Here is a 23,387-nt window from a genome sequence, read left to right on the forward strand (position 1 = left end):
CGGGACGACTCGAGATGGTTTAGTTTTGCTATGAAACATAATGGTTCTCGATGAGGAGTGACTGTGACGCAAAACGAGCTCTTCGGCCCGGCGGGCTGACTCTTCATCCCCTCAGGTCTCGGCAATCCCGCGGTGGGGTGGCTACCAACTGGTCGCTCCGGCATCCCGTCAGGCACCGGGACATCAATCGGGTTTCCGGGTGGGTCCGACAGGCTCGCCTCGGATTCAGTAGCGCAACAAAACGAACAAAGGAGTCAGAATAGTGAAAACGATTGGAAAGCGGCTGGCTGCCATCGCGGTCATCGGGGCCCTCGCCATTGGAGCGGGTGGCTGCTCGTCTGACCGGGGTGGATCCGGCGGTGGCACCGACACCCCGGCCAGCGGCGAATCAGGTGGCGACGCAGCCGCTGGTGGCGAATGTTCCTTCACCACCGACGGCCTTGTCGGGGTAGCCATGCCAACGAAGTCCCTGGAGCGTTGGAACCGTGACGGTGCCGACCTGCAGAAGCTGCTCGAAGACATGGGGTACCAGGTTGACCTGCAGTACGCGGATAACAAGCCGGAGATGCAGATCTCGCAACTAGAGAACATGATCAACGCCGGCGCCGAGGTGCTGGTGGTGGCCTCGATCGACGGTGAAGCTCTCGGCCCGGTTCTCGAGACCGCGGCGGAGAAGGGCATCCCCGTCATTGCCTACGACCGCCTGATCAAGGGGACCGAAGCGGTTGACTACTACGCCTCGTTCGACAACGAGAAGGTGGGCACCCTGCAGGGCCAGTACATTGAGGACTTCATCAAGTCCGGTGAGGGCCCGTACAACTTCGAAATGTTCGCCGGCTCCCCGGATGACAACAACGCCCGCTTCTTCTTCAAGGGTGCTTTCGACGTGTTGCAGCCCTACCTGGAGGACGGCACCCTGGTGGTCCAGTCCGGCAAGCAGCCCAAGAGCGTCGATGACTGGCAGAGCATCGGGATCCAGGGTTGGGACGGCTCGGCCGCCCAGTCCGAGATGGAGAACCGCCTGAACAGCTACTACCGCGACAAGAAGGTCAACATTGTCCTTTCGCCCAACGATTCGCTGGCACTGGGAATCGCCGAAGCGCTGCAGGCCAATGGCTACGAAGCCGGCTCGGCCGACTACCCGATCCTGACCGGTCAGGACGCGGACGAAGCGAACGTTAACAACATCTTGGCCGGCGCCCAGTCGATGACCGTGTGGAAGGACACCCGCGAGCTTGGCAAGGTGGTCTCCAACATGGTCAACGAGATCATGACCTGCTCCGAAGTGACCGTTAACAACACTGAGGATTACAACAATGATGTGAAGGTTGTCCCCTCCTACCTGCTCGATCCGGTGGTGGTGACCAAGGAAAACGTGAAGGAAATGCTGGTTGACTCCGGGTTCCTTCCGGACCTGAAGGTCTCCTAACCTCCGCTAGCAGCTAGGAAAGTCTGGTGATCGTAGCATGCTGACCGATGAAGTCATTTTGCGCATGGAGCACATAACCAAAGAGTTCTTTGGGGTGAAAGCTCTCAATGACGTGAACCTCGAGGTACGACGAGGTGAGGTCCACGCCATCTGCGGTGAGAACGGAGCGGGCAAATCAACACTGATGAACGTGCTGTCCGGGGTCTACCCCCACGGCAGTTACTCGGGGGAGATTTTCCTGCACGGAAACGCCTGCAAGTTCAGATCAATTCGAGATTCCGAGTCACTGGGGATCGTGATCATTCACCAAGAGTTAGCGCTCTCACCCTACCTGTCGGTAGCCGAGAACATCTTCTTGGGCAATGAGATCCTGCGGGGAGGATTCATCGATTGGCATGCTACGAACCAGCGTGCCCGACTCCTGCTCGAGCGGGTTGGCCTGGCGGTCGACCCACGGGCCAAGGTCGCTGACCTGGGAGTCGGGCAGCAACAACTAGTCGAAATCGCGAAAGCCCTCTCCAAAGAGGTCAAGCTCCTGATTTTGGACGAGCCGACCGCCGCACTCAACGACGACGACTCAGCCCACCTCCTCGACCTCATGCGCAGCTTGCGCGAGGAGGGGGTCACCATGATCATTATCTCGCACAAGCTGGGTGAGATTGAGGAGATTGCCGACACCACCACGGTGATCCGCGACGGCGAATCCGTCGGGGAATTCGACATGCACCGAGATGGCGGAGTCACCCAGGAGGAGATCATCCGCCTGATGGTGGGTCGCCCCCTCGACAACCGGTTCCCCGAACACGAATCCACGATCGGCGAGGAAATCCTCGAGGTGAAGGACTGGACCGTCTACCACCCAATCGACACCGAGCGGAAAGTGGTCGACGGAGCTTCCCTGGTGCTGCGCGCTGGAGAAATTGTCGGCCTCGCCGGTCTGATGGGGGCCGGCCGCACCGAACTGGCCATGAGCCTGTTTGGCCGCCAGTACGGGGTCAACATCTCCGGCACCGTCCAAAAGCGCGGGCAGAAGATCTCCACCGCGACGGTGCCGCAGGCCATCGAGCACGGTTTGGCGTATGTGCCCGAAGATCGGAAGAACCTCGGGTTGAACCTGATCCGCAGCATCGAAGACAACATCACGATTGCCGGCTTGGACAAGGTGCTGACCAACCGCGTGATTGACTTCGGGAAAGAGAAGGCGACCGCGGAGGAGTACCGCCGCGCGTTGGCGATCAAGACGCCCAGTGTCGAACTGTTGGTTTCGGCTCTGTCTGGCGGCAACCAGCAAAAGGTCGTCCTGGCCAAATGGATGTTCACGGATCCGGAAATCCTCATTCTGGATGAGCCCACCCGCGGCATTGACGTGGGGGCGAAGTACGAGATCTACCAAATCATTCAGCGGCTCGCCGATCAGGGGAAGGCGGTCCTGTTCATTTCCTCAGAACTGCCCGAAATCCTCGGGGTGTGCGACCGCATCTACACCATGTCACAGGGGACCATCACCGGAGAGGTGCCCGCCGCCGAAGCCACTCAGGAATCACTGATGCGGCTCATGACTGAAGAGAAGACGAGGGGTGCCGCATGAGCGTCCAGCCAAAAATCAAAGCTCCAAAGCAACGGGTTATCAGCCTGAAGGAATACGGAATCCTGGCGGCGCTGATTGCCATTGTGATTGTCTTTGCCATCCTCACCAAGGGCGCCCTGCTGGAGCCCGACAATGTGGCCAACCTGGTCAAGCAAAACGCCTACGTAATGGTGCTGACCATCGGGATGACGATGGTGATCATCGCCCGTCACATTGACCTGTCAGTCGGTTCCGTGGTGGCTTTCGTCGGGGCGGTGGTCGCCGTCCTCATGTCTAACGCGGGATTACCGTGGATCGTGGCGGTAGCTGCCGGCCTCCTGCTCGGGGTGCTGATCGGCTTCTGGCAGGGGTTCTGGGTGGCCTACGTGGGGATCCCAGCCTTCATCGTCACCCTCGGTGGCATGCTGCTCTTCCGCGGCTTGGCTTTGATTGTCCTGAACGGTAAAACCGTCACCACCCCATCCAAGCCGTTCAAGGCGATCGCGGGCGGGTCACTACCCCCGGTGTTTGGCTACCTGGGCTACATGGACATGGTCACCCTCCTGATTGGTGCACTGGCAATTGTGGGCGTCGTCTGGTCCCTGTTCCGGTCCCGGGCGCGGTCGGCTCGAGCGGGTGTCGCGGTGGAAGGCTACGTTGCCTTTGTCCTGCGCCTGGTGCTGATTGTCTTCGCCATTGGGTTTGTCACCTACCTGCTGGCCATGTCGGCTGGTGGAACCCCGGTGGTCCTGGTGATTGTCGGGGTCCTGGTGGTTGTCTACAGCTTCGTCATGAGTCGGACCCGGTTTGGGCGCCACATCTACGCGGTGGGCGGCAACTTGAAGGCGGCTCGACTCTCGGGCATCAACACCCGCCGGGTGGACTTCTGGGTGTTCGTTAACATGGGCTTCCTGGCGGCGCTGGCGGGCATCATCGTCACTTCCCGAGCCGGTTCAGCCGTTGGCTCGGCGGGAACCATGTTCGAGTTGGACGCGATCGCGGCCTCCTTCATTGGTGGAACGGCCGTCTCCGGCGGCGTTGGCAAGATCTCCGGGGCCATCATCGGTGCGCTGGTCATGGGCGTCCTGAACATGGGCCTGTCGATCCTGGGGGTGAACCCGAACGTGCAGCAGGCGATCAAGGGCCTAGTGGTGGTGTTTGCGGTGGCGGCTGACGTAATCAGCTCCAAGCGCGGCAAGCAGTAACCTCAGCAGCAGGTGGGCCGGCCCGGGGACTCAGTCCTCGGGCCGGTTCGCGTTTTCGAGATGTTAGCGCCTCGCATTTGGTGGGGGAGCGGTCGACCCCCTGACGACCAGCTCCGTGGCCACCACAGTTCGGTCGATCTGGTGCTGGCGCCCGTTTTCGATTTCGTGGACGAGGCGTTGCATGAGTTGGCGACCCATCGCATCGTAATCGGGTTTGACGGTAGTCAGGGGAGGGAAGGAGTACTCGCTGAGGGCAATACTGTCGAAGCCCACCACCGAGACGTCCTGCGGAACCTTCACTCCTTCTTCTTGCAGTGATCTAAGTAGACCGAAGGCCGTCTCGTCGTTGGCGCAGTAAACGGCGGTGATCTCTGGATGTTTGGCGATGAACTTGCCGGCCTCGTAGCCCGAGCGGGCGGTCCAGTCGCCTCGCCAGGCAGCGAAGGGGACAATCCCCGCCTCCACCAGGCAGTTCTGCCAGGCTTCCAGCCGGTCGAGTGCAGGAGCTGAATCCGGGTCACCAGTTACGTGATAGACGTTCTTGTGGCCGAGCGAGAGCAGGTGGTTCACCGCATCTCGAGTGCCCTTCGCCTGGTCAACAATGACCGATGGGAAGTCCTCCCACAGGTGAGAGTCAGACACCACCACCGGCAGGTGGTCGGGCAGAGCCAGGGATGCCGCCGAGGCGAGGCCGGCTCGGACCACGATCAGACCATCGATGGCCTGCTGGGAGAGACGGGAGGAGGCGAGTTGGAGCTCGTCCACATTTGGGTTGCTCACCTGGATAATCGAGATTGAGTATCCGAGGGACTCGGCCGCCCGGATCACCGAAGCCGTGGTGAGGATTTCTCCCGTTCGATCGAACTGCTGCGCGATGAGACCAATAGTGCCAAACTTGCCAACTCGCAGAGCGCGGGCTGCTGAGTTAGGGCTGTACCCGATTTCGTGCATGGCGGCCAGGACCTTTTTTCGGGTCTCTGGGAGGACCCGCTCGTGACCGGTAGAGACGCGGGAGACAGTCTGGGCGGAAACACCCGCCAACTTTGCCACATCGGCAATCGAGGGACCACGCTTCTTTGGCCCTCGTTTCTTTCCTGCAGCCATCCTGTTTGGTCGCCTTCCTTCGGAGGTGCATTTGGCCCTCGGCCTTCAGGGTCAGCACCGACGCCTGTTACCTAATCGTAATGCGAGACGGTCTGTTTCCTAACTCGACACGCTGCTACCATGATAACGTAAACATGAACGCCAAGCTCAAAGGAGAACAAGGTGAGTAATAGTCTGAGCAACCCAGTTTCGCGCCATCGGCGGCGCACCAAGATGCTGCTCTCGACCGTCCTGGTTGGGTCGCTGATTGGGGTGGCTGCCTGCTCTTCAGGCGGGGGCAAGTCAGAACAGAGTGGAGATCCAGCCGCAGGTGGGGACTGCAGTGAGGTCACAGTTGCCTCGTGGGCAGCCGCTGCTGATGTGCTGGAAGAGGCGGCCGGAGTCTTCATGGAGAACAATGAAGGCAAGACTGTCAATATTCAACGCGTTGGACATGATTACGCAAACATCATTCCGGCTCTGACCGCTGGGTCGGGTGCGCCGGACATCATGCATGTGGAACAGCGGGACTTCCAGACCTTCCAGCGTCAGTTCGAAGGCCAGTTTGAAGACCTGACGGAGTTCCTCGCGCCCCATCAGGGGGAGTTTGCCGAGGTGGCCTGGGCCGCCGGGGGAGACGGTGAAAAAATGTACGGGGTGCCGTGGGACCTGGGCCCCGGAGCCGTCTGGTACCGGACTGATTTCTATCAGCAGGCTGGAATCGATGCCAGCAAGATTGAAACCTGGGATGACTTTATTGCGGCGGGCAAGCAGCTGCAGGACGCGGTGGACGGCGTGCACATGGTGGCTTTTGACACCACCGGCTCGGATCCCAACCCCAGCACCTGGATGCTGCTGATGAGTGAGTTGGGTGGCCGCTACACCGACAGCGAAGGCCGGATCGACTTTGCCAATGAGCCCAACATTGAGGCGATGGAGATGGTCAAGCGTCTGGTGGAAGAGGGGATCGTGCAGGACGCCGGCGACTGGTCAGCCCTGGTGCAGACCGTTGCTTCCGGACAAACCGCTTCGGTAATTCTCCCGGTCTGGTTCGCTGGGACCATTGAAGATCAGGCTCCCGACCAAAAGGGTGTTTGGTCCGTGATGCCGCTGCCGGCTTTCGAGCAGGGCGGCAACACCAATGCGAACTTGGGTGGCGGGGTGCTGGCAATTTCCAGCGGCTCGAAGTGCAAGCAACTGGCTCAGGACTTTGTGGAGTTTGCGCTGCTCACCAACGAGGGGCAAGAGATCCAGCTGAGCCACGGCCTGTTCCCCTCCTGGCAGCCCTTCTACGAGACCGAAGAGTTCAAGGCCGCTGACACCGGATTCTTCGCGGTGAACATCCCGGAGACTTTCGCATCCTTGGCGCAGGAGATCCCGGAGCTCGAGTTTGGGCCCTACTACATGGACTTCCACGCTGAACTCACCAACGCCTACGGCAAGGTGATGGCAGCCAACGAGGCCGCGGACAAGGCATTCCAGGAAGCTGAAAAGCGCGCGGCTACCGCGACCGGCCTGGAAATCACCGCCCGATGAGTTGATCCAGGGGGGCGAATGCTCAGTTGGAGCATTGCCCCCCTGGGCAACAGTGATCATCGCGGTCCAATACGAAAGCTAGAGACCAATGAGTGCGACGTCTCCCGTATCCAGATCGGCTTTGGCCGAGGGGGCCGCGGCAGCGGAGTCTTCCCCCTCAGCCGATCAGCCCACCCGCTGGCGGCCCGGCCGTCGGCGACATGCCTATCGCGAACGTGCAGCGTACGGCTTTATCCTGCCCTTCTTCATCATCTTCGGTGGCTTCCTTCTCTTTCCAATCGTCTATTCCCTGGTCCTGAGCTTCAGCAAGTGGACCGCGGGTAAGGCCACCTTTATTGGGCTCACCAACTACAAGCAATTGTTCATGGATGAGCTGTTTTGGAAGTCGCTCGGCAACACAGCTCTGTTCTTGATTATTCAGGTTCCGATCATGCTGTTTCTGGCCACGGTCATCGCCGCGGTGCTGAACGCAAAGACCACCAGGTTCAAGGGGACGCTCCGAACGCTGTTCTTCCTGCCCGCCCTGGTGGACCTGGTTACCTACTCGATCATCTTCTCCATGCTCTTTAACGAGGCGAATGGCGCCATCAACGGATTCTTGGGTTGGTTTGGGGCCGACGGTGTGGCTTGGAAAACTGATCCCACCTGGGCCAAAGTCATGATCATCATCGTGATTACTTGGCGCTGGCTGGGTTATAACGCGATTATCCTGCTGGCCGGTTTGCAGAGCGTGCCGGGTGAACTCTATGAGGCGGCCGACATTGACGGAGCCAACGCGGTCCAAAAGTTCCGGCGGATCACAATTCCTATGTTGAAGCCAATTCTGCTGTTCTGCACGCTGCTGTCCACCATTGGCACCCTGCAGTTGTTCGCCGAACCGTACATTCTGACCGGGGGCGGACCCAATCACGCCACCGCGACGGTCATGCTTTACCTCTACGACAAGGGGTTTGGCTCATTCAACTTCGGGTTGGCTTCAGCCGGCGCATACATCGTGACCACGCTGATTGGAATCTTGGCCTACGTCCAGGTGAAGGTCACTCGTGGAGGGGAAATCTAGGCCATGTTCAACAAGAAAAACAACCCGTTTTGGGTTCTGCTGACGATCATCTTCCTGGGAATCCTGCTGATCGCGTCGATCTATCCGCTTTACTGGATGTTTGCGGCCGCGACCCGACCTAACAGCGAAATCTTCACCTCGGAACTGCCGGGTACCTCGTTCCTGGCCAATATGGAGTGGTTGACCGCCACCATGCCATTCTGGCGGATTCTGGCCAATAGCCTGGTGGTTTCGCTGGCTACCGCCGGGGGAACGGTCTTCTTTGGAGCTATGGCCGGATATGCCTTCACCCAGTTTGAGTTCCGTGGGAAAAAGGTGCTCTTCGGTCTGGTCTTGCTGACCATGATGCTGCCGATCCAGGTGTCGCTGGTTCCGCTTTTCATCATCATGAACAAGCTGTCCTGGACCGATAGCTACTGGGCCTTGATTGTGCCGTTCCTGGTGACCCCATTCGGGGTTTTCCTCATGCGACAACAGCTCCTTTCCTTTCCCAAGGAACTGGTGGAGTCGGCTCGAATCGATGGAGCGTCGGAGCTGAAGATCTTCACCTCCATGGTGTTGCCCAACATCAAACCTGCCGCGGCGACGGTGGCGATCATTACCTTCACCCAGCAGTGGGGCAACTTCATTTACCACCTGGTGGTACTGACCAAGAGTGATATGTACACGGTCCCGTTGATGCTATCGACTCTAGTCCAGCCCGGTTACGTCACCCAGTACGGGGCGGTAATGGCTGCGGCGCTGGTCGGCCTGGTGCCAATGATCGTCATCTTCGCGTTCTTCCAAAAGTACTTTGTCTCCGGAGCTCTTGCCGGGGCAGTGAAAGGGTAAAACTTACAATGAAAATCGTCAGTGGCCTCATCTATCACGAGTCCAACACCTTCAACCCGTTGCCCACCGGGGCGGAGCAGTTCGTGGTTCTGCGCGGCCAGGAGAGCCTTGATCGGGTAGCGAGCACGCAGGTGTTCCGCAATCACGGCATCGATGTAGTGGACTCGATCTACGCCATGGCGCTGTCCTCCGGGGTGGTCAAGCGCGATGTTTACGAGCAGTTCAAGGCGGAGCTGCTCGCATCCGTGGAGGCGAACCCGGATCTGGACGGCATCTGGCTGCACTTGCACGGAGCCATGATTGTCGAGGAGGTTGGCGCGGCAGAGACGGACCTGCTGCGTGCCCTGCGGGCCCAAGTTGGGCCGAACCTTCCAATTTCACTCACGCTGGATCCGCACGGAAATATCACCAGAGAGTTGACCGAGCTGGCGACCATTATCCGCGCCTATCGGACCATCCCTCACATTGACCAGCCAGAAATCGAAGCCCGAACCGCCGAGGAACTGGTCAAGGTGATTGGGGGAAATCCCGGCCGGATCGGCTACCGCCAGGTTCCAATCGCGCTGAGCGGGGAGATGGCCCTGTCTGCTCGGGCCCCGCTCAATCAGATTATTGAGCGCTTGGACCAGGTGGAGCAGGTGCCGGGAATTCTAGACGCCTCGTTCTTCGTCGGTTTTGCTTGGGCCGACGTGCCCTGGAACTCTGCCTCCGTGCTCGTGGTCCCCGAGACTGAGGAATATGAAGAAAAGGCCCAGCAGCTAGCGGATGAGTTGGCCGAGTACATCCTCGGTCGGGCCCAGGATTTCGAGTTCCAGATGAAAGTGTTGGATATCGACCAGACCCTGGAGACTCTGCGCGGGAAAGTGGACGCCCCGCTGTTCATTGCCGACTCGGGGGACAACACCACGGGTGGGGCGGTCGGTGCAAGTACCGTTCTGCTCGAGCGGCTGCTGGGGGAGGACTTCGGCAAACGGATTCTGGTGACCACCATCTTTGATTCGACGGCGGTGTCCCAACTGGTGGGCGTGCCAATTGGCGCCGAGGTGGACCTCCAGGTTGGAATGGCCATCACTGCCGACAGTCAGCCCGTTCGGGTCCAAGGCACCCTGACACATCGGGGTGACCTGCGTGGATACATGAGCTCTGAACGCGACGCGGTCGGACAGGCAGTGACGGTCAGTGTCGGCAACGTTGATGTAGTGTTGACCGACATTTCGGGCTCATTCGTCACCCCGGCACACTTCGCCGCGGCAGATCTGAATATTGACGATTACGACGTCATCATCTTGAAGCAGGGGTACCTCTTTCCGAAGCTAACCCCGGTGGCGGCCGACTATTTCATGTCGCTGACCCCCGGTGCGACGTTCCAAATCCTGCGCGAACTTGACTACGAAAACACGGAGATTCCGAAAAAGGACCTCTGGGGAGGAAAGTAACAACATGTACCAGGCATTGAAAGTGCCAACATCCGTTGGGCGTGACTTGAAGGTCGACTCACCGCTGTGGGATCAAGCCGCGAAGTCGCCTCGTTTCGTCAATATCGTCAACGGAAAACGAGCGCTGTATCAAACCCAAGTGGCAGTCCTGTGGAGCGAGGAGTACCTGTTCGTTCGCTATTGGGCTCAAGAACCGTACCTGAGTGGAACCATGCTGGAACGCGACCAGTTGCTGTTCAACGAAAACAATGTCGAGCTTTTCATCGATGGTGGCCCGTTCTACTACGAGCTGGAAATCAGCGCCAACAACGTGGTGTACGAGGTCCTGTTCGCGTGGAGGGACTACTTCGATTCTCACGGCGACGAGTACCCAGAGTTGGATCCCATGAGGCGGAAGGCCTACACGTTTGGGGGGAACAACGACCGGGAAAGTGACCGTTTCTGGCTGGGCGATCACCCCCGGGGAGTGCGTTGGGCCTATACAGACTGGGATTTGCCCGGGTTGGAAACCCAGGTTCAACTGCACGGAACCATCAATGATGACAGCGACGTGGACGAGGGGTGGGACACGATGATCAAGATCCCGTGGTCTTCCCTCGAACTACTAGCGAACGGTCGGTCCTTGCCCCCAGCGCCCGGTGACCGGTGGGCATTCCAGTTCGCCAGGTACGAACGGCTGGAAGAGTTGGGGATCAATGTTGGGTGGGCCTGGACCCCGGTGGGGGACAAGGACAACCACGTCCCTGAACGCTTCACCCCGATTGAGTTTTCCGCTCAAGAGTTGAGCTAGCGGCGGACGGAGAGGCCCGCGGGTGAGCGGTGCCGCTTCCGGACGACCGAGAGAGCAAAGCAGTTTGCGGTTCACTGCGGGAGTTGGTCGCGGGACGAAGAGTCCTGTGCCCAACTCCCGTTTTTGCTGGCAAACATGTGCAAACGCTGGCAAACCTGGGTCGTTTGGGGCTGACTGGACCTTTTGGGTCGATGTTTGCCACTGTTCGGGCACGTTTGCCAGCAGTCCGGCGCGCTAAACGCACATCAACCAGCTAGATTCACCTCGGAAACGAGCGCAACCATCCTGGCAGGCCCCGCAGCCACCCCGGCCGGGCCCACAACGGCCCCACAAGCGGCCCCGCAGCCACCAAACCGGCCAGCTACAGCCCCATCTTCTCGGCGGTGCTGAGGAACTCGCTGAGGCGATTGGCGGCCGCCACGACCGCCGGGCCGTGGACCCGCCCAGGCTGGCGCCCCATCCGCTCCAGGGGCCCGGAAATCGACAGGGCCGCAATCACGCGTCCGTCGCCGCCGCGAACCGGTGCCGAGACTGAGGCCACCCCCGCCTCGCGCTCACTGACCGACTGAGCCCAGCCGCGGCGCCGAACCTGCGACAGCATGGTGGCCGTAAACGAGGCTCCCTGCAGGCCCCGGTGGAGTCGTTCCGGCTCTTCCCAGGCCAGCAAAACCTGCGCGGCGGAGCCGGCCTTCATCGTGAGTGCAGCACCGACCGGGATCGAGTCGCGCAGACCCACCTGCCGTTCGGCAGAGGCGACGCAAACCCGATTTTCTCCCTGGCGTCGGAACAGTTGAGCCGACTCCTTGGTGTGGTCCCGAAGGGCAATTAAGATAGGCATGGATGATGAAATTAGCTTGTCCTCACCGGCTGCGGAGGCCAGTTCTTGGAGCCGGGGCCCCAGCACAAAGCGTCCCTGCATGTCCCGGGTGACCAGGCGGTGATGCTCCAGAGCCACAGCCAATCGGTGCGCTGTCGGCCTGGCAAGATGAGTCGCGGCTACGAGCTGTGCCAAGGTGGCGGGCCCGGCTTCAAGCGCGCCCAGAACCAGGGCCGCCTTGTCGAGTACACCAACTCCACTGGAATCTGTAACACCGTCCATAACCGGATATTGCCATCTCAGAGCATGAGACTCCAAATCGGGCGCGCGGCGATTGGCGGAATGTTTATCCTACATGAGGCTTCGAGATGGAATGAGGTGAGCCACGGTGGGTAAGACGATGGCCGAGAAGGTCTGGGAAGAACACGTCGTCAAGCACGGTGAAGATGGGGTTCCAGACCTGCTGTACATCGACTTGCACTTCGTGCACGAAGTGACCAGTCCGCAGGCGTTTGAGGGTCTGCGCTTGGCGGGGCGGCCGGTGCGCTGCCCGGACCAGACGATTGCGACAGAGGATCACAACACGCCGACCAAGGACATCGATCTCCCGATCGCGGATCTGACTTCGCGACTGCAGATCGAGACCCTGCGCCAAAACTGCGCCGAGTTCGGCGTCCGGATCCACTCTCTTGGGGACATCGACCAGGGGATCGTCCACGTGGTTGGACCGCAGCTGGGCCTGACCCAGCCGGGCGCCACCATCGTCTGCGGCGACTCCCACACTTCCACCCACGGCGCCTTCGGGGCCCTGGCCTTCGGGATCGGCACCTCCGAAGTTGAGCACGTGCTGGCAACCCAAACCCTGCCGCTGCAGCCGTTCAAGACGATGGCGATCACGGTCAACGGCAAACTGAAGCCGGGGACCACATCGAAGGACATCATCCTGGCGGTCATCGCCAAGATCGGCACCGGTGGGGGTCAGGGTTACGTCCTGGAGTACCGCGGGGAGGCCATTCGCGACCTGTCGATGGAAGCGCGGATGACCATCTGCAACATGTCGATTGAGGCGGGTGCCCGCGCCGGCATGATCGCTCCCGACGACACCACTTTTGACTACATCAAGGGCCGTCCGCACGCGCCCGAAGGCGCCGAGTGGGACGAGGCGGTCGCCCACTGGCGCAGCCTGGTCACCGACGACGACGCGGTCTTTGATGCCGAAGTGATCCTGGAAGCCGAAGACATTGAACCCTTCGTCACCTGGGGCACCAACCCCGGTCAGGGCGTGAAGCTGTCCGAGTCGGTCCCCGATCCCGAAGACATGAAGGACCCGATCGACCGCGCCACCGCCCACCGAGCGCTGGCCTACATGGACCTGGAGCCGGGCACCCCGATGCGCGACATTGCGGTGGATGTCGTGTTCCTGGGTTCGTGCACCAACGGCCGGATTGAGGACCTGCGGATGGCGGCCGACGTCCTCCGGGGGCGCAAGATTGCCGACGGCGTCCAGATGCTGGTGGTGCCCGGCTCAGCCCGCGTGCGCGAACAGGCAATGGCCGAAGGCCTCGACCAGGTGTTCCTGGACTTTGGTGCCGAGTGGCGAAACGCCGGCTGCTCCATGTGCCTGGGGATGAACCCGGACCAGCTGACCCCCGGCCAACGAGCCGCCTCCACCTCGAACCGTAACTTTGAGGGCCGGCAGGGCAAGGGTGGGCGTACCCACCTGGTGTCCCCGCTGGTAGCCGCCGCCACGGCTGTGCGCGGCACCCTGTCCAGCCCGGCCGACCTGGACCCGGTCCCCGCGAACTAGAAGGAGCTAAGCAGATGGAAAAGTTCACCGAGCACACCGGGGTGGGCGTGCCGCTGCGCCGGTCAAATGTCGACACCGACCAGATCATTCCCGCCGTCTACCTGAAGCGGATCACGCGGACCGGCTTTGAGGACGCGCTCTTTGCCGCCTGGCGGAAAGACCCCAACTTCGTCCTGAATGACCCCCACTACCAGAACGGCTCCGTCCTGGTGGCGGGCCCCGATTTCGGCACCGGATCCTCGCGCGAACACGCGGTGTGGGCGCTGAAAGACTACGGCTTCAAGGTGGTGTTGGCTCCGAAGTTTGCCGACATCTTCCGCGGCAACTCGGGGAAGCAGGGCCTGGTGGCCGGAGTGGTGTCCAACGAGGACTGCGAGACCCTGTGGAAGATCCTGGAGTCGAACCCGGGCACCGAGGTGACCGTCTCGCTGGAGGACCGGACCGTCCGCGCCGGCGGCGCCACCTTTCCCTTCCAAATTGACGAGTACACCCGCTGGCGGCTGATGGAGGGGCTGGACGACATCGGTTTGACCCTGCGCGAGGCCGACGCGATTGACGCGTTCGAGGCGAAGCGCCCCGCTTGGAAGCCGAAGACGCTGCCGGTCAAGACTGCTTCCTAGGCTGACGGGGCCGCTGGCTTCCAGGGCCGGCGGCTGACCACCGCTCTCCGATTTGGCGAGGTGGCCGGGCCTTGGCTCACCGCCTCGTCAACCGGGAGCCGGGTTTTGGCCCGGGGTTTCACTCCTAGCGGAGTGACCTGCGTCTGACCCATTACCTAAACCTGCTGAGCTGATTTAGAGTTGGCAGGAGGTAGGGCAACAGTTGGAGGCCAAGTTAATGAACAAGATTTTGCGAGTTGAGGGCGGCGCCCCCCTGGAAGGGGCCATTGAGGTCCGCGGGGCGAAGAACTTCGTCCCCAAGGCCATGGTCGCTTCCCTGCTGGGGGAGACTCAGTCCCAGCTGCGCAACGTCCCCCAGATTCGGGACGTGGACGTCGTGAGCGACCTGCTGAGTGCCCACGGCGTGAAAGTTCAGTACGACGCCGAGCGGGGAGTGCTAGACCTGGATCCGACCAACGTCGAGTTGGCGGCTCGCTCCGACATTGACGCACTGTCCGGCTCCTCCCGGATTCCAATTCTGTTTTGCGGCCCGCTGCTGCACCGCTTGGGCGAGGCGTTCATTCCCGAGTTGGGCGGCTGCAACATCGGGGGCCGGCCCATCGACTTCCACCTGGAGACCCTGCGCCGGTTCGGGGCGCAGATCGACAAGCGCCCTGAAGGCGTTTACATCACCGCTCCCCGGGGCTTGCGCGGCACCGTGGTGGAGCTGCCCTACCCGTCGGTCGGGGCCACCGAGCAGACCCTGCTGACCGCGGTCCAAGCCGAGGGAATCACCACCCTGAAGGGGGCGGCGGTTGAACCCGAGATCACCGACCTGATCAACGTCCTGCAGAAAATGGGGGCGATCATCTCGGTCGACACGGACCGCACCGTCCGGATCGAAGGGGTGGATCGGCTGCGGGGCTTCGAGCACACCGCGCTGCCCGACCGGATCGAGGCGGCCTCCTGGGGGGCGGCGGCGCTGGCCACCCACGGCGACGTGTTCGTCCGCGGAGCCCACCAGCCCGACATGACCACCTTCCTGAACACTTTCCGTAAAGTCGGGGGAGAGTTCGAGATCCGGGAAAACGGCATCCGCTTCTACCATCCGGGTGGGTCGCTAAAGCCGATCGTGCTGGAAACTAACGTGCACCCCGGGTTCATGACCGACTGGCAGCAGCCCCTGGTGGTGGCGCTCACACAGGCGGACGGGCTTTCCCTCGTCCACGAAACGGTTTACGAAAACCGCTTCGGGTTTACTTCGGCCCTGCGGAAAATGGGCGCTAACATTCAGCTGTACAAAGAGTGCGTCGGGGGTGTGCCCTGCCGGTTCGGCCAGCGCAACTTCTACCATTCCGCCGTTATCTCCGGCCCAACCCCCCTGCACGGGGCCGACATCTGGGTGCCGGACCTGCGCGGCGGATTCTCGCACCTGATTGCGGCGCTGGCCGCCCAAGGCGTGTCCAACGTGTCGGGCATTGAGGTGATCTCGCGTGGGTACGAGCACTTCATGCAAAAGCTTCGTCAACTGCACGCCCACGTCGAGTACGTCTAGGAGCAGCCGTGTCCCAACTCGCCCAGATCCGCAAGCTCGGTCCCCTCTACCAGCTGGCCTACGCCCTGCTGACCCCGATTTTAGGTCCGTTGACCCGGCCGCACTGGTCCGGCCAGGCTCCCCAGGGCGGCGCCATCCTGGTGTCCAACCACCTGTCGAACCTGGACCCGCTGGTGCTGGCCTACGCGTTTGGGGTTCGCGGTCACGAGGTGCGCTACCTGGCGAAGGCGGAACTGTTCAAGGTTCCCGTGCTCGGCTCGATCCTGACCCGCTGGGGGATGGTCCCGGTTCAGCGCGGTTCCGGCCACGCCGCCGACGCCCTGGACCAGGCGGCCATCGCGGTGCAGTCAGGCCAGTTGATCTCCATCTTCCCGGAGGGGACCATCACCCAGGACCCCGCTTTCTGGCCGATGAAAATGAAGACCGGTGCGGCCCGCCTGGCTCTGGCCACCGGCCAGCCGCTGGTGCCGGTGCTGCTCTGGGGCACGCAGGACGTGATGGATCGGAAGAGCCCCTGGCTGCGGCTGCGCCGAACCGACGTTTACATTCACGTGCTGGACCCGATCGATATTTCGGACCTGCCGGCCGACCCGGCCAATCACGAGGTGGTGACCGAGGTGACCGGCCGGATCCAGTCGGCCCTGCGCACCGCCGTCAGTCAGCTCCGCGGCCAGGACGCGCCCGAGCGGATCTGGGATCCGAAGTCGGACGAACACTCCGAGGCTTCGGTGAAGAAGTTCAGCTCTTGGCGGCGCGAGCTGGCGCGCAAAAACGGTCGACAGGACATCCTGCCCGGCCGGAGGTGACCTGGGGCCTCAGGTGCGCTCGGGGTAAACTGGGAGTATCAGTTTCACACGATGAGGGCGAGGTTCATGAGTAAGCAGCGGGCAGTCGTCTTGGGAACCGGCGCATGGGGAACCACCTTCGCCCAGGTGTTGGCCCACGCCGGAATGAACGTGACCATGTGGGGTCGAAGCGAGGACACGGTCAGTTTCATCAACGACGGTGAGAACTCGCGCTACCTTCCGGGGATCGAGTTGGACCCGGCTATCAGCGCGACCACCGAACTGGACGAGGCGCTGCGCCCCGACGGGGAAAACCCCGCCCTGGTGGCGCTGGCCGTCCCCACCTCGGCCATCGTGTCGGTGACCCAGGAGGCGGAGCTGACCGAGGCGGACACGCTGGTGCTGTCGCTGGCCAAGGGGCTGGAGCCGCACACCTACCGGACCGTCCAGCAGATGATTGCCGAGGAAGGACAGATTGCCCCGGAGCGGATCGCCGTCCTGTCCGGGCCGAACCTGTCGCGCGAAATAGCTGACCAGCAGCCTGCCGCCGCGGTGGTCGCCTCCGACTCGGTCGAAACCGCCAAGCAGATCGCCATTTGGTGTCACAATCCGTACTTCCGCCCCTACGTTTCCACCGACGTGATCGGGGTCGAGCTGGCCGGGGCTTCCAAGAACGTGATCGCCCTGGCGATCGGCGCCTCCGAGGGGATGGGCCTCGGCTCCAACACCCGGGCCACCCTGATCACCCGCGGGCTGGCCGAAATGACCCGGCTCGGGGTGGCGCTCGGGGCTAACCCGCAAACCTACGCGGGCCTCGCCGGGGTCGGGGACCTGATTGCCACCTGCTCCTCGAAACTGTCCCGTAACTATTCGCTGGGGTTCCGACTCGGCCAGGGAATGAGCCTGCGGGAGGCCCTGGACCTGTCCCCGGGCGTGGTCGAGGGGGTGGCCACCTCGGCCCCCGTGTTGGAGCTGGCTCAAAGCTGCGGAGTTGATATGCCGATTACCGCCGGCGTGGTGGCCGTCCTCAGCGGGAAAGCGACCGTCCAACAGATGGGGGAGTCGCTGCTGGCTCGACCGCAGAAGATGGATGGCTGGGAAGTGGAGCTGCTCGACTAGCATGAGTCCCATGTCTTTTTCTGACCGACCTGTCGTCCTGGTCCTCTTCGGGGGCCAATCCAGCGAGCACGAGATTTCCTGCGCCACCGCCGCGGGCGTGCTGGAAGCCATCGACCAGACCCGGTGGGAAGTGATTCCGGTGGGGATCACCCGCGATGGGCACTGGGTGCCGCAACCGAACGACCCCGCCCGGTACCGGCTCGGCGAAACCGGGGGGTACGAGGTGCTGAGCCAGGGGGAACAGGTCAGTTTCCTCTCCGGCACCACTTCGGATGGGCATCCGCGCCTGGTTTACTTCCAGGTGGACGAGGAGGGGCGCCCGCTGGCGGAGTCGCTTCACCCCGGCCCGGTGGTTGACGTGGTGTTCCCGCTGCTTCACGGCCCGTTTGGGGAGGACGGCACCCTGCAGGGGCTGCTGGAACTGTCCGGGGTTCGCTACGTTGGCTGCGGCGTGAGCGCTTCGGCCGTGGCGATGGACAAGCGGCTAACCAAGACTGTGCTGGAGGACGCCGGCATCCCGGTGGGCCGGTGGGAGGGCGTCTCAGCCCGCCAGTGGCAAGCCGACCGCGAGGGGGTGCTCGCGCGGCTCGACCGCCTCGGGCTGCCCGTCTTCGTGAAACCCTGCCGCGCCGGCTCGTCTCTGGGAATCACCCGGGTCACCGATGCGGGCGAGTTGGCCGCGGCGATTGAGGCGGCCCACGAACACGACCCGCAGGTGATCGTGGAGGCGGCTCACGCCGGGCGCGAAATCGAATGCGGGATCCTGCAGCTTCCAGGTGGCGAGCTGGTGGCCTCCCCCCTCGGTGAGATCACCGTGACCGACGCCCAGTTCTACGACTACGAGTCGAAATACTTCGGCCAGGGTGGGGTGCAGCTCAGCTGCCCCGCCCAGGTGAACCACGCGGCAGCCATTCAGGAGGCGGCCCGGGTCTCGTTTGAGGCGCTGGGCGCTGAGGGGCTGGCTCGGGTGGACTTCTTCTACCAGGAGGAGACGGGCAGCTACATTGTCAACGAGGTGAACACCCTCCCGGGATTCACCCCCTACTCGATGTACCCGACCATGCTGGCACAGGCCGGCTACCCGTACCCGAAACTGGTGGCCACCCTGCTGGAAGAGGCCATGTCCCGCCCGGTCGGCCTGCGATAAGTTCACCCGGTCCGGGTCGGAGGCGGTAACGTAGGGGACATGAGTAAACCCCGTGTGACCCTGGCGACCGCTGCGCAAAAACCCAACCTGTACCCCGGTGAGACCGGACTGCTCGACGCCCTGGCGTCGCGCGGAGTCGAACCGCGGATTGCGGTCTGGAACGACCCGTCGGTCAACTGGGACGAGGCCGGGCTGGTCGTGGTGCGCTCGGTAGTTGACTACGCCACCGACCGCGAAGGGTTCCTGAAGTGGGCTGACTCTTTGCCCCGGGTGCTGAACCACGCTGATATCCTGCGGTGGAACTCGGACAAGCACTACCTGATGGAGCTGGAAAAGCGGGGCCTGCCCACCATCAAAACCACCTGGCTGTCAGCGGAGAAGGGCTACACCAAGCATCAGGTGCACTCCCGGTTCCCGGCGGCGGGAGACTTCGTCGTCAAACCTGCGGTCTCCTCCGGCGTGCGGGACGTGGGGCGCTACTCGGCGATCAATATTCCCCAGCGCCAAGCCGCGATGGAACAGGTGATGCGGCTGCTGCGGACCGGACGCGACGTGATGATCCAGCGCTACCAGGAAGAAGTTGAGCTGCTGGGGGAGCGGTCCCTGGTCTTCCTCAACGGTCTGCTCTCACACACGGTCGACAAGACTGCGCTGCTGAGCCGCGACCAGGTGACCGGCCAGAACGTTCAGACGGTTGACGTCAGTGCCCGCGCCGCCACCGACGAGGAACTGCGGTGGGGGGAGGACATTCGGGTGGTGCTGCACGCCTACGTGCGCGAACGGATGGGCCGCGACGAACAGTTCCTGTTCAACCGGGTCGACATTGTCCCCGACGGCAAGGGGTCCTTCTTCGTGATGGAGGTGGCCCTGGTGGACGCCGACCTGTACCTGGGATCCACCAACCGAGCACTGGACAACTTCGCCGACGCCATCACCATGCGGGCGTTCTGGTAGACCGCAACCGGGCAGATGCACGCTGAGGAGATAGGCGACGAGGAGTTCGAAGCCCTGGTGCAGGACGCGCTGGACCGGGTGCCGGACGAGTTCCGCGACCAGATGGAGAACGTGGCCGTCGTTGTGGATGACGAGCCGCCCGCGGGTCAGCACCTGCTGGGCCTGTACGAGGGCGTGCCCCAGACTGAAGAGGGCGACTACCCCTGGCAACTGCCGGACGTCATCACCATCTACCAGGGGCCGCTGGTGCGCATGTGCGCTGACCGGGATGAACTGGCCCACGAGGTTTACGTCACCGTGGTGCACGAGCTGGGACATTATTTCGGGTTGGACGACGAGCGGCTGCACGAGCTGGACTGGGGCTGACCGGTCGGTGGCGTGGGCTCGGGTGGGGCTTGTGGGCGGCTCAGGTCGCGGTTGAGGTGGGTCCAGGGTGACTCCCGGGTGGGCCCGGGGTGGGCTTGGGAGTCGTTTCCAGAGGGGCCGGTAGGGGCTAGTTTCCGGGGAAAATTGGCTTACGTCACGTTTTCCAATCCGGTTTGGCAGCGTCGGGGACCTGGGGTAACATTTAGGAGTTGCCCGGTGGTGAAAGCCGCAGGTGGGCACATGGTGGCTGTAGTTCAGCTGGTAGAGCACCTGGTTGTGGTCCAGGACGTCGCGGGTTCGAGTCCCGTCAGCCACCCCATATGGGTCAGGTATGAAATTGCGACCAAGGGTTCACCCGCGGTTGAGGTTTCCGCCTGGCCCTACTTCTTTATCTGGGGGCCTAGTTCAAGGTGCCGGTCTGCAAGTCAGGGACGCTGAGTCTGAGGTACTGGTTCCGATCTCCGACACACAAGTCGTTGGCCTCATTAACATAGATCGGGTTTAACAGTGCCTGATTGAGTAGCTGAGGTCTATCGTTGTCGGCGAGCTTTGCCTGCGCCTCAAATTAGGAGCTGAGGTGCGCAACCCTCCGGTCTTGCTCGTGTTAGCGCCGATCGAGTCAGTCGCCCCGGCACAGTGGGCTGTAAGAGCCTTCTACTGCACGCTTTCAGATAGACTTCTGATTCGCGAGGCCGGCTTGTTTGGTCGCACTCCTGAACATCTGCTCATAGGTCCAGGCAGGAAGCGTCGACTGCGACCTCTACAGGAGGGCGATTCAGATCCATGGCCGTGCGGTACCCTTACCGGCATTTTCCAAAGCGTCTGAGTCACAATTGGACTTGGCTTTACCTTCCTAGTTGTCAGTCACAGCAACAACGGGCGAGGGCCACGAGTGAGTAGCGGGCGATAGACTTTCGGCCACGCTGAGAAGGCCGATATTGAAGAGGCCACCGCTCCCTCCGTCCGGAATAGGGCGCGGCGAATCGTGATCTTTGGTTGGTCAATGGGTGCCGCGATCGCTCCCCGATTTGCCGACTATCCCCACGCTAATACTTGGTCGCAGTGCTGGTATCTGATTCTTCAGTCCTCAACTGGGTCAAAGTCGTCAAGACAAGCTGTGCCCGCGGCGGGTGGTCGAAGCGGCCAGGTGCCGCGAGACTCCGCAGCTCACCTTTGCCCCACTGGCTCGCGCCGACAGGTTGCGGGAGGGAATCCCGCTTTGATCCGGCAACTAGAGCGCACGGGCCGGCAACACTGCCGCGTCGCCCCTGACCCTCGCCGGCATCCGAGACGAAACCGTGTGAATTTGCGCGAGCTGGAGAAACGGGAGGCCCGAGCGGTTACGGCCGCCAACACATTGGGCGAGTGAGGGGGTCTTGCGGTCAGGGGCCAGGTTGGGCCGAGACATCCAATACGCAGTTCGGCGCCTGCTCAGCTGGTCTGCCGGCCGCCGCGCGCGAGCGCTTTACCGGGTGCGGACCAATCCCAATTCCCGGCATCCCTGCACGAGCTCATCGAAGCCAAACGCCTCGATGGGACTGATCACGCCGGAGTTTGCGAATTCTCCGCGTGCTAGCTTTTCTGCCGCCCAGGCCATCAGTTCCCCGGTCAGGTCATAGACATTGGGGCCGGTCACCTGCACCTCGGCCAGCGTTTGACCCGCTGAGTCCTTCGCGATTGCCACCGTTCGGGCCCCGGTCAACGATCGCTCGTCAGCGTCGGGACCACCAGCGGGCCCAACTGTGCGCGACAGGATAGATTTGACCGCTCGGGTGCCGATCTCGGTTCGCCTCAAGGCGCTGAGGGCCAGCGCCAGGGCGGGCATGATCCGACTGGTAGAGGGGAACCAGCCGTTGTACACGGCGACTGATTGGACCTGGGGGAAATCGTTGGTCAGGTAGAGTACCTCGGTGCCGCTGGCTAGCACGGCCGCTTTCCGCTTGCCTCCTGCGTGAAAGGTTTGGGTCCGACTGCCGGCGCGCCGGCGGACCAGCCGTCCATGTGAGCGTTCAAGGACCGGTTCCAGCAAGCCCTCGGCAGCGGTCTTTCGCGTTCCTTGGCTCAGGCCTTTCCCGCCGTTGAGTGAGCCGTCAATGAAGTATCCAATCTCGAGAGCTTGTACCTCAGGCCCACCTTCTTGGATGGCGTGGCCAGCAGCCAGGAACCCCGGGACATAGTCGTTGCCAAACGCGGACAGCATGACCGCACCTGCCGCTTGGGCCTGCTGGTGGTGGCGACTGGTGATTAGGCGGGAAAAATCGACTTCTCCGGTGGAGTCAATATAGTGGGCCCCCTGCTCGGCCGCGGCCCGGGCCACGGTGACACCGAGCTGCTGGAAGGGGCCGACCGTGGTGATGAGGACATCACCGGGTCCGACCAGCGACCGCACACTGGCCAGGTCGGTGGCGGCGGCCACCTGGAAGGGAAGGTCGCCGTGAGCTGCGGCTAGTGCGGCCAGCTTCTGCGGGTTCGATCCGGCCAGAACCGGGCGGAGTCCTCGGCCAAGAAGGGCAGACAGGACCAGGCCTCCGGCATAGCCGGTGGCACCTAGGAGCACAATCTGTTTCACGCGGGTGCCTTTCGTTGGGTGGCGGCAGGGAAACCCGCTCACGCTGACTGGTCAGACTTGTGCGACCAGTCGGCCCGATGGGGTATGTTATCAGTGCACACATAAATCGTATGAGCGGAAGTGTTCAGTGTCAACTTCGGAAAAGACCTACCACCATGGAGACCTGCGCGCTGCGCTTCTGACGGCTGCAGTTGAACTACTGGAACTGGGGGAACCGTTCTCAATGAGGGCGGTTGCCCGTCGGGCCGGCGTCTCCCAGACCGCGCCCTACCGTCATTTTGCCGACCGGGCCGCCCTGGACAACGCGGTGGCAGCCGCAGGGTTTGATGACCTGACCTCGGAACTGTCGGCCGCCCTGGCGACCATGCCCGAAGGGGCGGACCTTGAGGAGGTGCTCAGCCAGCTCGGCGTCGCCTACGTTATGTTTGCGCTCAACCGGCCGGCCGAGTTCCGCATCATGTTTGGCAACGAGTGCGACGAAGCTGATGCCGAACGCGTCCTGGCGGCCCAAAAGCTGCATGCACTGCTCGAAAATGTCCTGGCGGGAGAGGTGCCGCCGGATCAGGTCCCCGATGCGTCGCTGGCCCTGTGGGGGATGGCGCACGGATTGGCGTTCTTGCATTTGGACGGCAAGTTGCGCCCCAGCCCAGTGGATGAGGTCCAAGCTCGGGTGCGCGCCGCCGTCTCGGGAGTTTTGCACTTGCAGGCGAGTGCCCAAGCGTAGAGACCATC

The 23,387-nt window shown here is 62.3% G+C and carries 20 protein-coding genes and 1 tRNA gene; 18 read left to right on the forward strand and 3 right to left on the reverse strand.

Annotated features, from left to right (window positions below; all coding sequences use genetic code 11):
* Nucleotides 1-262: 262 nt before the first annotated feature.
* Genes chvE through mmsB form a run of 3 tightly spaced genes read left to right on the forward strand, consistent with a single transcriptional unit; the run spans nucleotide 263 to nucleotide 4,201 of the window.
* Nucleotides 263-1,429, forward strand: coding sequence for a multiple monosaccharide ABC transporter substrate-binding protein (gene chvE, locus SAC06_RS03685; protein ID WP_350258863.1), 1,167 nt, complete (start codon nucleotides 263-265; stop codon nucleotides 1,427-1,429).
* A 37-nt stretch (nucleotides 1,430-1,466) separates the two neighbouring features.
* On the forward strand, nucleotides 1,467-3,017 hold the full coding sequence (mmsA, locus tag SAC06_RS03690; RefSeq protein WP_350258864.1) for a multiple monosaccharide ABC transporter ATP-binding protein: 1,551 nt from the start codon (nucleotides 1,467-1,469) through the stop codon (nucleotides 3,015-3,017).
* Nucleotides 3,014-4,201, forward strand: coding sequence for a multiple monosaccharide ABC transporter permease (gene mmsB, locus SAC06_RS03695; protein ID WP_350258865.1), 1,188 nt, complete (start codon nucleotides 3,014-3,016; stop codon nucleotides 4,199-4,201). Before mmsA ends, mmsB begins: the two co-directional genes overlap by 4 nt.
* Before the next feature lie 63 nt (nucleotides 4,202-4,264).
* Here the strand turns inward: mmsB and SAC06_RS03700 are convergent, their stop codons facing one another.
* The gene (locus tag SAC06_RS03700; RefSeq protein ID WP_350258866.1) at nucleotides 4,265-5,305 is read right to left on the reverse strand and encodes a LacI family DNA-binding transcriptional regulator; all 1,041 of its coding nucleotides are present in this window, start codon (nucleotides 5,303-5,305) and stop codon (nucleotides 4,265-4,267) included.
* Nucleotides 5,306-5,467: 162 nt separating this feature from the next.
* Between SAC06_RS03700 and SAC06_RS03705 the strand changes: the two genes are divergently transcribed.
* The 5 genes from SAC06_RS03705 to SAC06_RS03725 all read left to right on the forward strand — a co-directional run bounded on the left by SAC06_RS03705 (nucleotide 5,468) and on the right by SAC06_RS03725 (nucleotide 10,937).
* Nucleotides 5,468-6,820, forward strand: coding sequence for an ABC transporter substrate-binding protein (locus tag SAC06_RS03705; RefSeq protein WP_350258867.1), 1,353 nt, complete (start codon nucleotides 5,468-5,470; stop codon nucleotides 6,818-6,820).
* Between the two features lie 88 nt (nucleotides 6,821-6,908).
* Entirely contained in the window at nucleotides 6,909-7,880 is a 972-nt protein-coding gene (locus tag SAC06_RS03710; RefSeq protein ID WP_350258868.1) for a sugar ABC transporter permease, read from the forward strand.
* Nucleotides 7,881-7,883: 3 nt separating this feature from the next.
* Nucleotides 7,884-8,711 (forward strand): carbohydrate ABC transporter permease, encoded by an 828-nt coding sequence (locus tag SAC06_RS03715; RefSeq protein WP_350258869.1) that lies wholly within the window; start codon nucleotides 7,884-7,886, stop codon nucleotides 8,709-8,711.
* An 8-nt stretch (nucleotides 8,712-8,719) separates the two neighbouring features.
* Entirely contained in the window at nucleotides 8,720-10,147 is a 1,428-nt protein-coding gene (locus tag SAC06_RS03720) for a M81 family metallopeptidase (RefSeq protein WP_350258870.1), read from the forward strand.
* A gap of 4 nt (nucleotides 10,148-10,151) precedes the next feature.
* The gene (locus SAC06_RS03725; RefSeq protein WP_350258871.1) at nucleotides 10,152-10,937 is read left to right on the forward strand and encodes a carbohydrate-binding family 9-like protein; all 786 of its coding nucleotides are present in this window, start codon (nucleotides 10,152-10,154) and stop codon (nucleotides 10,935-10,937) included.
* Nucleotides 10,938-11,298: 361 nt separating this feature from the next.
* Here the strand turns inward: SAC06_RS03725 and SAC06_RS03730 are convergent, their stop codons facing one another.
* On the reverse strand, nucleotides 11,299-12,036 hold the full coding sequence (locus tag SAC06_RS03730; RefSeq protein ID WP_350258872.1) for an IclR family transcriptional regulator: 738 nt from the start codon (nucleotides 12,034-12,036) through the stop codon (nucleotides 11,299-11,301).
* Between the two features lie 106 nt (nucleotides 12,037-12,142).
* On the opposite strand from SAC06_RS03730, the gene leuC reads away from it, so the two are divergent.
* From leuC to SAC06_RS03775, 9 genes are all read left to right on the forward strand, one after another.
* Nucleotides 12,143-13,561: a 3-isopropylmalate dehydratase large subunit gene (gene leuC, locus SAC06_RS03735; protein WP_350258873.1), complete on the forward strand. Its 1,419-nt coding sequence runs from the start codon at nucleotides 12,143-12,145 to the stop codon at nucleotides 13,559-13,561.
* A gap of 14 nt (nucleotides 13,562-13,575) precedes the next feature.
* Complete coding sequence (gene leuD / locus SAC06_RS03740) at nucleotides 13,576-14,181, forward strand: 3-isopropylmalate dehydratase small subunit (RefSeq protein ID WP_350258874.1); 606 nt, start codon at nucleotides 13,576-13,578, stop codon at nucleotides 14,179-14,181.
* 217 nt (nucleotides 14,182-14,398) lie between these two features.
* On the forward strand, nucleotides 14,399-15,715 hold the full coding sequence (gene murA / locus SAC06_RS03745; RefSeq protein WP_350258875.1) for a UDP-N-acetylglucosamine 1-carboxyvinyltransferase: 1,317 nt from the start codon (nucleotides 14,399-14,401) through the stop codon (nucleotides 15,713-15,715).
* An 8-nt stretch (nucleotides 15,716-15,723) separates the two neighbouring features.
* The gene (locus SAC06_RS03750; protein ID WP_350258876.1) at nucleotides 15,724-16,521 is read left to right on the forward strand and encodes a lysophospholipid acyltransferase family protein; all 798 of its coding nucleotides are present in this window, start codon (nucleotides 15,724-15,726) and stop codon (nucleotides 16,519-16,521) included.
* Nucleotides 16,522-16,587: 66 nt separating this feature from the next.
* A complete protein-coding gene (locus SAC06_RS03755; protein WP_350258877.1) occupies nucleotides 16,588-17,619 on the forward strand; it encodes an NAD(P)H-dependent glycerol-3-phosphate dehydrogenase in 1,032 nt (343 codons plus the stop codon).
* A gap of 10 nt (nucleotides 17,620-17,629) precedes the next feature.
* Entirely contained in the window at nucleotides 17,630-18,766 is a 1,137-nt protein-coding gene (locus SAC06_RS03760) for a D-alanine--D-alanine ligase family protein (protein ID WP_350258878.1), read from the forward strand.
* 39 nt (nucleotides 18,767-18,805) lie between these two features.
* Entirely contained in the window at nucleotides 18,806-19,720 is a 915-nt protein-coding gene (locus SAC06_RS03765; RefSeq protein ID WP_350258879.1) for a glutathione synthetase, read from the forward strand.
* 15 nt (nucleotides 19,721-19,735) lie between these two features.
* Nucleotides 19,736-20,086 (forward strand): metallopeptidase family protein, encoded by a 351-nt coding sequence (locus SAC06_RS03770; protein ID WP_350258880.1) that lies wholly within the window; start codon nucleotides 19,736-19,738, stop codon nucleotides 20,084-20,086.
* Nucleotides 20,087-20,329: 243 nt separating this feature from the next.
* Nucleotides 20,330-20,405 (forward strand) — tRNA-His (locus tag SAC06_RS03775).
* A gap of 1,146 nt (nucleotides 20,406-21,551) precedes the next feature.
* Here the strand turns inward: SAC06_RS03775 and SAC06_RS03780 are convergent.
* The gene (locus tag SAC06_RS03780; RefSeq protein ID WP_350258881.1) at nucleotides 21,552-22,655 is read right to left on the reverse strand and encodes a saccharopine dehydrogenase family protein; all 1,104 of its coding nucleotides are present in this window, start codon (nucleotides 22,653-22,655) and stop codon (nucleotides 21,552-21,554) included.
* Between the two features lie 127 nt (nucleotides 22,656-22,782).
* Between SAC06_RS03780 and SAC06_RS03785 the strand changes: the two genes are divergently transcribed.
* Entirely contained in the window at nucleotides 22,783-23,379 is a 597-nt protein-coding gene (locus tag SAC06_RS03785; protein WP_350258882.1) for a TetR/AcrR family transcriptional regulator, read from the forward strand.
* The last annotated feature ends 8 nt before the right edge of the window (nucleotides 23,380-23,387 follow it).

The organism is Scrofimicrobium sp. R131, from assembly GCF_040256745.1.
Taxonomy (GTDB): Bacteria; Actinomycetota; Actinomycetes; order Actinomycetales; family Actinomycetaceae; genus Scrofimicrobium; species Scrofimicrobium appendicitidis.

What these genes read in the sequence shown, in the direction of transcription:
- SAC06_RS03770 (WP_350258880.1), top strand. Translation starts at nt 19,736, where the DNA reads ATGCACGCTGAGGAGATAGGCGACGAGGAGTTCGAAGCCCTGGTGCAG.
- SAC06_RS03760 (WP_350258878.1), top strand. Translation starts at nt 17,630, where the DNA reads ATGTCTTTTTCTGACCGACCTGTCGTCCTGGTCCTCTTCGGGGGCCAA.
- SAC06_RS03755 (WP_350258877.1), top strand. Translation starts at nt 16,588, where the DNA reads ATGAGTAAGCAGCGGGCAGTCGTCTTGGGAACCGGCGCATGGGGAACC.
- murA (WP_350258875.1), top strand. Translation starts at nt 14,399, where the DNA reads ATGAACAAGATTTTGCGAGTTGAGGGCGGCGCCCCCCTGGAAGGGGCC.
- SAC06_RS03765 (WP_350258879.1), top strand. Translation starts at nt 18,806, where the DNA reads ATGAGTAAACCCCGTGTGACCCTGGCGACCGCTGCGCAAAAACCCAAC.
- SAC06_RS03715 (WP_350258869.1), top strand. Translation starts at nt 7,884, where the DNA reads ATGTTCAACAAGAAAAACAACCCGTTTTGGGTTCTGCTGACGATCATC.
- SAC06_RS03710 (WP_350258868.1), top strand. Translation starts at nt 6,909, where the DNA reads ATGAGTGCGACGTCTCCCGTATCCAGATCGGCTTTGGCCGAGGGGGCC.
- SAC06_RS03730 (WP_350258872.1), bottom strand. Translation starts at nt 12,036, where the DNA reads ATGGACGGTGTTACAGATTCCAGTGGAGTTGGTGTACTCGACAAGGCG.
- mmsB (WP_350258865.1), top strand. Translation starts at nt 3,014, where the DNA reads ATGAGCGTCCAGCCAAAAATCAAAGCTCCAAAGCAACGGGTTATCAGC.
- SAC06_RS03700 (WP_350258866.1), bottom strand. Translation starts at nt 5,305, where the DNA reads ATGGCTGCAGGAAAGAAACGAGGGCCAAAGAAGCGTGGTCCCTCGATT.
- SAC06_RS03720 (WP_350258870.1), top strand. Translation starts at nt 8,720, where the DNA reads ATGAAAATCGTCAGTGGCCTCATCTATCACGAGTCCAACACCTTCAAC.
- leuD (WP_350258874.1), top strand. Translation starts at nt 13,576, where the DNA reads ATGGAAAAGTTCACCGAGCACACCGGGGTGGGCGTGCCGCTGCGCCGG.
- SAC06_RS03725 (WP_350258871.1), top strand. Translation starts at nt 10,152, where the DNA reads ATGTACCAGGCATTGAAAGTGCCAACATCCGTTGGGCGTGACTTGAAG.
- mmsA (WP_350258864.1), top strand. Translation starts at nt 1,467, where the DNA reads ATGCTGACCGATGAAGTCATTTTGCGCATGGAGCACATAACCAAAGAG.